Genomic DNA, 12,125 nt, shown 5'->3' with positions numbered 1-12,125 from the left:
TCCGGGTCTGTATCATGGTGATTTTAATCTATGGTGCAGGCCCTTTTTATTTTATCAGTGGTGTCAGATGTTACCATCTGACACGATAAGAATTAACAAATTTTGAGTTATCAATCGGATGGTAACATCAAACCTTAGGCAGGGTGCCAGTAACTTAGAAGACTTCCAGACCAGTATTGAGCAGAACAATATAAACTGTCAGATAACACACCAAAAATGCTGTCGATAAGGCAAAATAGCGGGTTACCTTATGACTGCCTTTCCGGAAGGGAAGTAGAAAAAGAATATTGAATATTTCTGACAACAATGCGCATATAAAATTTAAACAAACCATTACGCAGCTAAAAGCCACTACAAAAATGGCTGGCTGGATAACAATTCCTGAAGGAAGGCCATAGAGTGCACCCATCATAAAACTGATCGGAAGAATAATCGAAGCATATTTTAATCCCGATTTAAACTGTAAGAGAAAGTACTTGCCCAGTTTCGGAAGCGGTGTTGTTGTTTTCGCTGGTTTTAATTCTTTTTCAACAGTAGGGTTTTCCAATGCCTCATGTAAAGCTGCTTCATTTGTTTTCCGTTTTTTGCCTTTCTTTTGTTTCTTATAACGTGGCCACCAGATAATAAAACCAGTAATAAATAAGGCAAGTGGCATTAATCCGGCAATGATGGCGATAATCTGTGTTGGCCTGCCGCCAAAGCTTCCATAGTGGATTGGTGTTAACCAGCTAAGATAAGCATTGCCAACATTAGGGAAATCCTTCCGGCTGTTCAATAGCACTTTTCCCGTATATTGATCAACAATAAGCATTTCTCTTTTTCCAACGCTAGGTAGGTTTCCGCTCACTACATCCAAACGATAAGTTCCCGTTTTGTCAGCCGGAAAAGCAATCCCACCAATATAACCATTAGGCATTTTTTCTTTAGCTGCGGCAACAATCTGTTTAAGGGGAAGAGGTACAGCTTGTGCATGCCATGCAGATTTTGCACCCAATAACGCAGCTACCCCCTGAGGAGATTTCCCGCTAAGCACAAATAACAGTGGAATAACAAGCGTAGAAAAAGTAATCGAAAAACCGGTAAGGCTGAGTATGGCCACGATGGGAGAGGAGTAAAAGCCGAGTGAATTGTGCCAATCGTAATTTTGCCGCTTAAACGAGCCGCTAAATCTTACAGTAAGCGCTGATTTTAGCTGTTTCCATTTCTTAGGGATCCATAAACGCAGGCCAGAAATGGTTAAAATCAAAAGGCAGAGGGAAGCCAGTCCGCAGATATAACGCCCGGCAACTGGAATCAGTAATGTTCGGTGAAGTTCGGTAACTACATGGATAAAAGAACTGGTGTGTATTCTTTTACCCGTTGTTTTTCCAGTATATGGATTAATAAAAGTTTCTCCGCCACTTTTTAAATTCAGAACGCTGTAAGCTTCATTGGGGTTTTTGAAGTTGTTGAGCATCAGGTAATCTATTTTTAGATCCGGATAGTTTTTTCTGATCAAGGGCACAATATCCTCAATGGGCATTTTTTGTTTCTTTGCAATTACATCGAACAGGTTAGGGTTCAGCGCACGGTCAATCTCATCTTGAAAAACCAAAATACTACCGGTAACACCTACAAAAGCTACAATTGCTCCTGCAATAATACCAACATAAAGATGCCATTTGCCAAACCACCGTTTCTGGTGTTTTGCCCAGTTTAGATTTTTAGGATTCTGTTCTGATTTCATTTTTGAGCGTTGCATTCCCTCATGCAGTATTGATTGGTTTATGCCTACAAAGAAATCGTTTTAATTGCTTTTATCCAAATTATTTTTAATGAGTCTAAATAATGATTTAAATAAAATTTTATCTCCATCGGACGGAGATGCTATTTACAAACTTCAGGTAACGGTTAATTATGGTTATGACGGGCTTATTCTCAATATGCAACTTCAGGACAAAATAGCCGAACACTTTGCTGAAATCTGTAAAATTAACGGCCTTGCTTATTATGACTTTGATGGACAGGAGTTTTTGTTCAATAATGGCCACGGTTATTATTCGGCTAAACGTTTTTTTGGTAAAATGTTCGAAAAAGCAGCGCAGTTGGGTGTTCCTTATATCCGTTTCACGGGTGCTACCTTATCCGAAGGTTCATGGCACTATCAAAGCATTTGGAATGTTGGTGGTGGAAAAAATCTGTATGATGCCGAAATCCGCGAATGGGGCAGCACGACCAGTCAGGGAAAAGACCTTCGCGACGTATGTTACGCCAATTATTTTCCGGTGGGTATGGGCGTGAACTTCCCCATAAATGCCAAATCAAAGGTTGAAGAATATGAACATATACAGGCGATTTCTGTAGGTGTTGGTACAACATATAGTTTGAAAGTAAGCCAAAAAGATGTTGAAAGCTGTCCGCAGAAAAATCCCATTTTCAAAGTAATAAGAACCTGGGAAAATGCAAGAGCTGCCAATGCCTTTCCCCGAAGTGTAAAAATGCAGCTGGCAGATCCTGCAAATAGCTGGCAACTGGAACAGGTTGATAATAATAAATGGAAACTATATCCAATTGTCAGCGGAGAACGAAAAACGGCTATCAGCTTAAACAGAGATATTGCAGGGGGATATTAAATTAAATGTTTCTGATTTTGATCTTGAAAAGACTGAGTAATATAAAAACTAACTCAGCCAAATAATTGAAAGCACTTTTCGGTCAATTGAACGAAAAGTGCTTCTAACCTCAAATATTATTTTGGTTCAACTACATTCAACCGATCAAAAGGATTTAAGTTATAAGTGAAGTTTCCTTTGCTGTCGATCCCGTTAATTCCTTTTACACTTGCCCTTAGTATGTATTTTGCTTTCGGATTATAGTTGTTCAATTGTAAATGGTACAAAAAACTTTTCGTTTTATGCGTTCCCCTAAATTTATCGGCTGTTCCGATATGCTCATCCAGAGCCACGATTTTTCCGTTCTCTAACAGCTCTACTTTTTTAATCTGCATAAAATTGGCCCCGCTTGTATAGTAAAAGCCCGCAATGATCCGTCCATTGGCATAGGTTTTTTTGCTTACATCCCATTCAATGTTCTGGTAATCATTGCTTAATTGTACAGGTTCCCATTTGCCTGTAATGTATCCCCCCGGTTTATAATAGTCAATTTTTAACGCATTAAGGCGATTCCTGTTAATGACAAGGCGATCTTTGAAATTGTTCAGATTACGTTCTCCCTTCGGGATCCAACCCGTCTCTGCAAGTGCCAAAAGCCTCGGGAAATTCTGGACGTTCATGTCTTTTAGTTCTTGAGTAATGGCCGTCCACTGATTGGCCTGTATACCTAATATAAACTTTCCTTCTTCAGCACTTAGTCCGGTTTCCGGTTCATAATTGTATATTTTTTCCAGCGAATTGATGTTGCCATAAGCCAGGTCGCTCATCGTGCCATCATTCCTGTCGGCTTGGGTAATGTCGAAATAAAACGGGTCAGTAGGAGTAGCCACTACGTAAAAGCCATTTTTTGCAGCATCGGCAATGGCCTCATCACCCAACCACGACATAATCGCGGTTTCTTTGGTCAGGTTTTTTGCATCGCTCAAAATATCGTTCCACCCGATCGGTTTTTTCCCCTTTTCTTTGATAATAGCAGATATTCTGCCTACAAAATAACTCTGTAGTTCGTTGGTGTTCTTCAGCGATTTTTCTTTCATAAACTGTTGTACATGCGGTTCTTTCTCCCATAAACATGGCGCACTTCATCACCGCCAAAGTGGATGTATGTTGCAGGGAATATCTGCGCCAGCTCGGTAAATACACCATCCAAAAATTCGTAGACCTTTTCATTGGTGGGATCTAAAGTGTTTGGGGTAAATTGGTTGCCCCAATGTGACCAGGAATCTAAAAATGGAAATATATAATCGGGTTTACGGTTTTGGTTTACGCCAAGTTCAGGGTAGGCAAGTATTGTTGGCCATGAATGTCCGGGAACATCAATTTCGGGAATAACGGTGATATTGCGCGCTGTGGCATATTTAACCAGTTCACGGATCTGATCCTGGGTGTAAAAACCACTTCTTTCAGCAGGTTGTTTTGTGCTTGGATCAAAAACCGTTGTTTTTGTAGAAGTAAGTTTGGGATATTTCTTGATTTCGATCCTCCAACCCTGATCATCTGTTAAATGAAGGTGTAGCACATTTAACTTATAGAGTGCCATCACATCCATATATTTCTTCATTACATCTACGTCGTAAAAAGTGCGGCTAACATCCTGCATGTACCCACGCCAGCTGTAGCGTGGTTTGTCGGTAATTTCACCACAGGGAATGCTCCAGTTTATTTTGTTGTTGCGTGTTTTACTTTCAATATCTGCAGGTAACAGCTGCCTTAAAGTTTGTGTGGCATTAAAAATACCTGCTCCTGTTTTTGCATAAACACTGATCGATTGTGGGCTGATCTTTATTTTGTAACCCTCATCGCCAAGACTGTTGAGTGTGTCTGATAAAATAAAAAGGATTCCCTGCTTTTCTTGTTTTAAAGGAACCGTTTTAAATTTTATACCTGTGCTGTTTTTTAATAATTCAGTAAACACGCCTATCGGTGCCAGTGCATCTTTGCTGTAATAAAATGTAGTGTTTGATTTTAATTCAAATTTGCCATCGGCCCTGCTTATTGACAATGGTTTAGGGATAATATTGTTAAGCGCAAGGTTGCTTTTAAATACTACCTGTGCAGTGCAGGTTGAACTGACGATGGCTAATACCAAAGAAATTTTTGAGGATCTGGTTATCATTTATAAGTTTATGTGTTGGTTGCATTTCCAAATTAGAGATAAACAACCGATAAAGAAAATTTAAATAGCGCTCAAACGTTTGCGTAATTTTTATTTCTATCGCGCTCTTTTTGAGCTGATACTGTTGAATTATTCTTTGAATGTGAGTAGCGGCTTATGAATAAAATCTATGCCTTTTAGCTCCCATTATTAGTTATTAAGACACTCATTTTTAGCGTTATTTAAATTTTATGGGAAAAATTGGGCAAACGTGACACTTTTTAATATTATGTTTTTAATCTGCTTATTATCAGTTGTTAATGGTTTTTTGCTTGCGCTGATAGTCTTATTCTAACTATATTGTGAGGCCATTATTGTAACAAAAGAGATGTGGAAAACTTTTTTGTGGTAAAAAGTGGTAAAAAGTGGTAGAACTATTTACTTTTACACTAGATATAAAGTGTAGATACCACTATGACCCAACTTTTAGGAGAATTCGATTGTAAACTTGACGCAAAGGGCCGCCTTATGGTACCTGCTGCGCTTAAGAAACAATTGCCTGAATCTGAGAAAGAAGGGTTGATCATTAATCGCGGTTTTGAGAAAAACCTGGTGATCTATCCTAAAAATGTATGGGATGCTGTTGTGGCCGATCTTGCCAAGCTTAATATTTACGATCAGGAAAACAGGGCCTTTGTGCGGGCTTTTACGCGTGGAGCAACCGAGCTTTCGCTTGATGCTGCCGGCCGTGTGCTTTTGCCGAAATCTTTGGTAGAATATGCGGGTATCGGTAGTGATCTTGTTCTGGCCTGCCAGTTGGATCGTATCGAGGTGTGGGATAAAAAAGCATACGAAGATATTTTTGATGATGTTCCGGCCAATTTTGCAAGCCTTGCTCAAAAAGTAATGGGCGATAAGAAAGGAGGGGCAGATGGCGAATAATTACCATATTCCTGTAATGTTGCAGCCTTGTATTGATGGCTTGAATATTAAACCTGATGGTGTTTATGTTGATGTAACCTTTGGTGGCGGTGGTCATTCGAGAGAGATTTTGAAACATCTTGGACCGAAAGGAAGATTGATCGCATTCGATCAGGATCCTGATGCCCAGGCGAATGTTCCTGCTGACGATCGCTTTATTTTTATCGACCAGAACTTTGGTTTTTTAAAAAACAATCTCCGCTTAAAAGGTTTTAAGCAGGTTGATGGTATTCTGGCTGATCTTGGGGTTTCCTCGCATCAGTTCGATGTGCCGCAACGTGGCTTTTCTATCCGTCATAATGCCGATCTGGATATGCGTATGGATCAGCATCGTGATTTAACGGCTGCCGAAATATTGAACACCTATACAGAGGATAAGCTGCATAAAATCTTTGGGATTTATGGAGAAGTGAAGAATGCTAAATCGCTGGCGCGTGCCATCGTGACTTCGCGTTTAGAGCAGCCATTTAGCGATATCGATAGTTTGAAGTCGGCAATTGCTGGTTATATCCCGAAAGGAAAAGAGAATAAATATCTGGCGCAGGTGTTTCAGGCGTTGCGCATAGAGGTGAATGCTGAAATTCAGGTGCTTGAAGATTTTTTGCTGCAGGCTGCTGATGTATTGAAGCCTGGCGGTCATTTAGTGGTCATGTCTTATCATTCTTTAGAAGATAGGCCGGTTAAAAACTTTATGGCGAAAGGTAAATTTCAGGGTGAGGTAGAAAAGGATTTTTTTGGAAATCAGCAAAAGCCATTTAATGTCATTACACGCAAAGCGATAATAGCCACTGATGAGGAGATTGCTCAAAACAATAGGGCCCGCAGTGCGAAACTAAGAATTGCAGAAAAGATATGAACAGGTTTAGGGAAGAGATAGAAGAGGAAGAAGTTGGGCCTGAACCAGAGTTAAAAGCTGCGCCCAAAAGGCCAAAAACTGCTGAAGAAAAAATGGATAGCAATTCATTTATCAGCAAGCTTTTTAATGATGGATTAGTAAGTAAAGAGGCGGCAACTGATGCTTTGCCTTATTTGTGTTTTCTGGCGCTTTTGGGAATGATTTACATTGCTAACAGTCATTTTGCAGTAAACAATGTTCGCCGGATTGATAAATTAAATAAAGAAGTAAAAGAATTAAGATGGGAGTATAAATCCCTTAAGGCCGACCTGATGTTCAAAAGTAAACTGACAGAGGTTGCCAAAAAGGTAGATACCCTTGGGATAAAAGAACTGATTGAACCACCAAAAAAAATAATTGTTAAAAGCGATGAATATTAGAGCAAACATCTTGCTTCGTGTATATCTGGCATTTGGCTTAATTGTGCTTTTTGCTTTCGCGGTGTTTTTACGCCTCGGTCAGGTGCAGTTTGTGCAAGGGAAAAAATGGAAAGCTATGGCAGATAGCCTTTCTACACGATATGTAAATGTAGAGGCTACCCGTGGGAATATTTATTCTAACGATGGTAGTTTACTGGCTACTTCGATACCGGAATACGAACTGCGTATGGATATGTTCGCCGGCGGAATTGCTGATAAAGATGTATTTGATGAAAAAGTAGATTCGCTGGGTTATAAATTAGCCCAGCTCTTTCAGGATAAAACAGCTAAGGAATATGCTCGATACCTGCGTAAAGGCCGCCAGGACAGCTCGCGCTATTTACTGATTCACCGAAAAGTAAGTTATGCCGATCTTAAAACCATCAGGACTTTTCCCTTATATAACATCGGTAAGTTTAGTGGCGGTTTAATTGCTGTTCAGCAGAACAAACGTATCCTTCCTTTTCAGGCTTTGGCTGCCCGTACCATTGGGTATAAAAACGAAAATGTTAAAAACGGTGTGGGTTTAGAGGGCGCCTATAAAGAATATATCAATGGTGAAACCGGAAAAAGATTAATGCAGCGAATTGCCGGTGGGGTTTATATCCCGGTAAATGAGGAGGCTGAAGTGGCGCCAAAAGACGGGGCTGATATTATTTCGACTATCGATATCAATATGCAGGATCTGGCGCAGAGTGCTTTAGAAAAACAGTTGATCAAATCGCAGGCTGATCATGGTGCAGTGATTGTGATGGAAGTGGCCACGGGCGAAATCCGGGCGGTAGCGAATTTCTCTAAAGTAGAGGAGGGGGTGTATAAAGAGAAATTTAACTATGCCATTGCAGGTAACCAGGATCCGGGATCCACCTTTAAATTAGCCTCGTACATGGCTTTGCTGGAGGATGAATTGGTTGATACCAATACCATGGTTGGAACGGGTACCTATAAAATCCCTGGCCATACAATTAAAGATTCTCACGGAAGTATAGGTGTGGTAACTGTTAAAAAAGCATTTGAACAATCATCAAATGCAGCGATTGCATATCTGATCAACAGTAAATATGGTGCTAACCCTAAAAAGTTTACTGATCATTTATATGATTGGCGTTTAAATGAAAAGATGGGTTTGCAGATTCCTGGGGAAGCCATGCCAGCGGTAAAGAATCCAAAAACCAATAAAAGTTGGAACAAAAATATGACCTTGCCGCAAATGGCTTATGGTTATGAGATGCAGCTAACGCCACTTAAAATGTTGTCGTTGTATAATGCGGTGGCTAACAATGGAAAAATGGTAGCGCCAATTTTTGTAAAAGAGATCAGAAGGCTGGGTAATCCAATTGAACAGTTTAAAGCACGAGTAATTAATGATAAAATCTGTTCTGATGTTACCTTAAGCAAGATCAAAAAAATGCTTGAAGGGGTGGTGACAGAGGGTAGCGGAAAGCAGATTGTTTATAATCCGTTATATCCGATCGCAGGTAAAACAGGTACCGCACAGGTGGCTGATGCAAACAAAGGTTATAAGGCAAATAAGCAATATCAGGCTTCTTTTGTGGGTTATTTTCCTGCTAATAAGCCAAAATATTCGATGATCGTGGTAATTAACGATCCAAAGGGTGCTTATTACGGAGCATTGGTTTCAGGACCTGTATTCAGGGAAATCGCCGACCGTATTTATGCCAGCGATATGCAGATGTATAACGATGTGCCGACCCGTTTGGTAGGTAATACAGGTAATCCGCCAACAAAAGCAGGACAGAGTAAAGCAACTCAGAAAGTGTATAAAGCATTTGGTTTTAAACCACTTTTTGCTTCAAAATCTGAGTATTACAATATTATAGATACCAGTGCAGGAACAGTTTTTCAGGAAAATAACGAGCGTAAAGGTGTGATGCCAAATGTGACGGGGATGGGACTGAAAGATGCATTATACCTTTTAGGGAATGCGGGCTTGAAAACAAAGGTCTCGGGTTCTGGAAAAGTGGTCAGTCAATCCATCATCGCCGGAACAAAGGTGGGTAAAGGATTGGGTGTACAGATAGAGCTGAATTAAGGTGTAAGGTAAAAGGTATAGGGTTTAAGGTCTTGCTACCCGATACTAGTTACTTGCTACTAAAAGAATAAAAATAAAAAAATGCAATTACAGGATTTACTTTATGGCGTAACGATTAAAGAATTGGTTGGTAAAACCGATAGGGAAATCAATGCGCTGAATTTCGATTCGCGTAAAGTAAGTAAAGATGATATCTTTTTTGCTGTAGTAGGCACTATGGCGGATGGACACCAGTTTATTGAGCAGACCATTGAGCAGGGGGCAGGCGTAATTATCTGCGAGAATTTACCAGAAATCCAGGATTTTACGGTTACCTACATCAAAGTAGATAATACTGCTGTGGCTTTGGGAATTGTTGCCGGGAATTATTTTGGAAATCCATCAGCAGATCTGAAACTGATCGGCATAACAGGAACCAACGGAAAAACCACCATTGCTACTATTCTTTTTAAATTATTTAAAGATTTAGGTTACAAAACTGGGCTTTTATCAACGGTAGAGAATTATATCAATGATACGGTAGTGGCGGCAACGCATACCACACCAAATCCAATCGCATTAAATCAGCTCTTAAGAGAAATGGTCGATGCAGGTTGCGATTACTGTTTTATGGAAGTAAGCTCACATGCGGTTTCTCAGCACCGGATTGAAGGCTTGACTTTCTCAGGTGGTGTATTTTCTAATTTAACACACGATCATTTAGATTTTCATAAAACTTTTGATGCTTACCTGAAAGCAAAAAAAGCATTTTTTGATGTTTTGCCTAAATCGGCATTTGCATTGACCAACATCGACGATAAAAACGGAGTGGTGATGCTGCAGAATACAAAAGCGCATAAAAAGACCTATGCACTTAAACAACTGGCCGATTTCAAAGCAAAAATTATTGAGAACCAGTTCAGTGGTCTGCATTTAGATATCGATAACGAAGACGTTTACTTTAAGCTTGTAGGGTCTTTCAATGCATACAATTTATTGGCCGTGTATGGAACAGCCATTTTGTTGGAGCAGGATAAGCTAAAGGTGCTGACTTTGTTGAGCCGTTTATCAGGCGCTGAAGGAAGATTTGATTACATCACCTCTGCAGATAAAATTATAGGTATTATAGATTACGCGCATACGCCAGATGCTGTTCAGAATGTGTTGAGTACCATTGCGAATATCCGCAAAGGAACCGAACAGGTAATCACGGTGATTGGATGCGGGGGAGATCGTGATAAAACCAAACGCCCTATTATGGCTCAGGTAGCATGCGATTGGAGCGATAAGGTGATCCTAACCTCCGACAATCCCAGAACGGAAGATCCACAGACGATTATCAGCGAAATGGAAGCAGGTGTGTCGCCGACCAATAAGCGTAAAACCCTATCCATTTTAGATAGAAAAGAAGCAATTAAAACAGCCTGCCATTTAGCGCAACCAGGAGATATTATTCTTGTTGCTGGTAAAGGGCATGAGAAATACCAGGAAATTAATGGCGTAAGGAACCATTTTGATGATAAAGAAATTTTACTTGAACAATTAAAACCAATCAGCTAATGTTATATTTATTATTCGAATACCTGCATAAGCATTATGATATACCTGGGTTAAGGTTGTTTCAGTACATCACTTTCCGTGCATCTATCTCTATTATTTTATCATTGGTAATTACCACCGTTTACGGACGTAGGTTAATTGATTACCTGCATAAAAAACAGGTTGGAGAAACGGTAAGGAATTTAGGTTTAGAAGGGCAGATGCAAAAACAAGGTACGCCAACAATGGGTGGTATTATTATTTTGCTGGGCATTCTTATTCCGACCCTTTTATTTGCAAATATCTCCAATATCTATGTGATTTTAATGATAATCACCACCATCTGGATGGGTGCTGTAGGCTTTTTAGATGATTATATCAAAGTTTTCAAAAAGAATAAAGAAGGTTTAGCAGGTCGTTTTAAAGTAGTTGGTCAGGTTGGTTTAGGCTTAATTGTAGGTTGTACCATGTACTTCCATCCAAATATTGTAGTAAGGGAGACTGTACAGGACGATGTAAAAAGTACTTCTACGGTTCCGATGGTACTGCGCCAAAAAGGAGAAACCTTTTATTATACACAAGATGTAAAATCGACTAAAACCAATATGCCTTTTTATAAGAACAATGAGTTCGATTATGCAAAGGTATTGAAGTTTTTGGGTGCCGATTACCAGAAATATGCGTTTTTCATCTTCCTGATTGTAACGGTATTTATCATTACGGCGGTGTCGAATGGGGCAAACATTACCGATGGGATTGATGGTTTAGCTACTGGAACTTCGGCAGTAATCGGGATCACGCTCGGTATTTTGGCTTATGTATCGGGTAATACCATTATGGCCGATTACCTCAATATTATGTATATCCCAAACTCTGCAGAGCTGATGATTTTTGCAGGTGCATTTGTGGGTTCCTGCGTAGGTTTCCTGTGGTACAACTCTTACCCGGCGCAGATTTTTATGGGCGATACCGGAAGTTTGGCCATAGGGGGGATCATTGCCTCATTTGCCATCATGATTCGTAAGGAACTGCTGATTCCGATTTTATGTGGAATATTCCTGGTAGAACTGGTGTCGGTAATTATGCAGGTATCTTATTTTAAATATACCAAGAAGAAATTTGGCGAAGGCCGCAGGATTTTCCTGATGTCGCCTTTACACCACCATTACCAGAAAAAAGGATATCATGAAGCCAAAATTGTAACCCGCTTCTGGATTATCGGAATCATGCTTGCAATTATGACCATTGTAACATTGAAGTTAAGGTAGTTCAAGCTGGAAGGTTTAAAGGTTGAGGGTGTAAGGTTTCAACTTTAAAAGAAGAATAACTAAGGTGCTCTCAGGTGTCTTAGGTGGTAAATAGAGGTAGAGGGTTAGAAGGTTTAGGGCTGAGGGTTTAGCGGCTTAAATGCGAAAGACTTAAGCTGAAATTACAGTACGAATAAAATTAGAGTACCCTTAGTGGTAAATAAAAATAAATAAAAAGTTAAAGTGTAATGGTATTCCCGTCTTGA

At 39.8% G+C, this 12,125-nt stretch carries 10 protein-coding genes; 7 read left to right on the top strand and 3 right to left on the bottom strand.

Annotation, left to right across the window (positions count from 1 at the left end; all coding sequences use genetic code 11):
* Positions 1–154: 154 nt before the first annotated feature.
* Entirely contained in the window at positions 155–1,726 is a 1,572-nt protein-coding gene (locus tag LQ201_RS04285) for a PepSY domain-containing protein (RefSeq protein ID WP_230145500.1), read from the bottom strand.
* Between the two features lie 88 nt (positions 1,727–1,814).
* Between LQ201_RS04285 and LQ201_RS04280 the strand changes: the two genes are divergently transcribed.
* Positions 1,815–2,612, top strand: a complete 798-nt coding sequence (locus tag LQ201_RS04280; protein WP_230145499.1) for a hypothetical protein — start codon at positions 1,815–1,817, stop codon at positions 2,610–2,612.
* 116 nt (positions 2,613–2,728) lie between these two features.
* On the opposite strand, the gene LQ201_RS25635 is transcribed toward LQ201_RS04280, so the two are convergent.
* The gene (locus LQ201_RS25635; protein WP_253074028.1) at positions 2,729–3,688 is read right to left on the bottom strand and encodes a family 20 glycosylhydrolase; all 960 of its coding nucleotides are present in this window, start codon (positions 3,686–3,688) and stop codon (positions 2,729–2,731) included.
* Positions 3,685–4,767 (bottom strand): beta-N-acetylhexosaminidase, encoded by a 1,083-nt coding sequence (locus LQ201_RS25630; protein ID WP_253074027.1) that lies wholly within the window; start codon positions 4,765–4,767, stop codon positions 3,685–3,687. Before LQ201_RS25630 ends, LQ201_RS25635 begins: the two co-directional genes overlap by 4 nt.
* 453 nt (positions 4,768–5,220) lie before the next feature.
* On the opposite strand from LQ201_RS25630, the gene mraZ reads away from it, so the two are divergent.
* The 6 genes from mraZ to mraY all read left to right on the top strand — a co-directional run bounded on the left by mraZ (position 5,221) and on the right by mraY (position 11,880).
* Positions 5,221–5,688: a division/cell wall cluster transcriptional repressor MraZ gene (gene mraZ, locus LQ201_RS04270; RefSeq protein WP_230145498.1), complete on the top strand. Its 468-nt coding sequence runs from the start codon at positions 5,221–5,223 to the stop codon at positions 5,686–5,688.
* Complete coding sequence (rsmH, locus tag LQ201_RS04265; protein ID WP_230145497.1) at positions 5,678–6,583, top strand: 16S rRNA (cytosine(1402)-N(4))-methyltransferase RsmH; 906 nt, start codon at positions 5,678–5,680, stop codon at positions 6,581–6,583. The genes mraZ and rsmH overlap by 11 nt, the downstream gene beginning before the upstream one ends.
* Positions 6,580–7,002 carry an FtsL-like putative cell division protein gene (locus tag LQ201_RS04260; protein WP_108199761.1) on the top strand — a complete coding sequence of 141 codons (423 nt, stop codon included), beginning with the start codon at positions 6,580–6,582 and terminating at the stop codon, positions 7,000–7,002. Before rsmH ends, LQ201_RS04260 begins: the two co-directional genes overlap by 4 nt.
* A complete protein-coding gene (locus LQ201_RS04255; RefSeq protein WP_230145496.1) occupies positions 6,992–9,094 on the top strand; it encodes a penicillin-binding protein in 2,103 nt (700 codons plus the stop codon). Before LQ201_RS04260 ends, LQ201_RS04255 begins: the two co-directional genes overlap by 11 nt.
* 81 nt (positions 9,095–9,175) lie before the next feature.
* A complete protein-coding gene (locus LQ201_RS04250) occupies positions 9,176–10,633 on the top strand; it encodes a UDP-N-acetylmuramoyl-L-alanyl-D-glutamate--2,6-diaminopimelate ligase (RefSeq protein ID WP_230145495.1) in 1,458 nt (485 codons plus the stop codon).
* Positions 10,633–11,880 carry a phospho-N-acetylmuramoyl-pentapeptide-transferase gene (mraY, locus tag LQ201_RS04245; RefSeq protein ID WP_215131994.1) on the top strand — a complete coding sequence of 416 codons (1,248 nt, stop codon included), beginning with the start codon at positions 10,633–10,635 and terminating at the stop codon, positions 11,878–11,880. Before LQ201_RS04250 ends, mraY begins: the two co-directional genes overlap by 1 nt.
* The last annotated feature ends 245 nt before the right edge of the window (positions 11,881–12,125 follow it).

The sequence above is a fragment of the Pedobacter sp. Bi126 genome, from assembly GCF_918698245.1.
In the GTDB taxonomy this organism is placed as follows: Bacteria; Bacteroidota; Bacteroidia; order Sphingobacteriales; family Sphingobacteriaceae; genus Pedobacter.
This window is presented reverse-complemented; position numbering and strand designations above follow the sequence as displayed.

Coding starts and splice junctions, on each gene's coding strand:
- LQ201_RS04285 (WP_230145500.1), bottom strand. CDS start 1,726: ATGAAATCAGAACAGAATCCTAAAAATCTAAACTGGGCAAAACACCAG.
- LQ201_RS04280 (WP_230145499.1), top strand. CDS start 1,815: ATGAGTCTAAATAATGATTTAAATAAAATTTTATCTCCATCGGACGGA.
- LQ201_RS25635 (WP_253074028.1), bottom strand. CDS start 3,688: ATGAAAGAAAAATCGCTGAAGAACACCAACGAACTACAGAGTTATTTT.
- LQ201_RS25630 (WP_253074027.1), bottom strand. CDS start 4,767: ATGATAACCAGATCCTCAAAAATTTCTTTGGTATTAGCCATCGTCAGT.
- mraZ (WP_230145498.1), top strand. CDS start 5,221: ATGACCCAACTTTTAGGAGAATTCGATTGTAAACTTGACGCAAAGGGC.
- rsmH (WP_230145497.1), top strand. CDS start 5,678: ATGGCGAATAATTACCATATTCCTGTAATGTTGCAGCCTTGTATTGAT.
- LQ201_RS04260 (WP_108199761.1), top strand. CDS start 6,580: ATGAACAGGTTTAGGGAAGAGATAGAAGAGGAAGAAGTTGGGCCTGAA.
- LQ201_RS04255 (WP_230145496.1), top strand. CDS start 6,992: ATGAATATTAGAGCAAACATCTTGCTTCGTGTATATCTGGCATTTGGC.
- LQ201_RS04250 (WP_230145495.1), top strand. CDS start 9,176: ATGCAATTACAGGATTTACTTTATGGCGTAACGATTAAAGAATTGGTT.
- mraY (WP_215131994.1), top strand. CDS start 10,633: ATGTTATATTTATTATTCGAATACCTGCATAAGCATTATGATATACCT.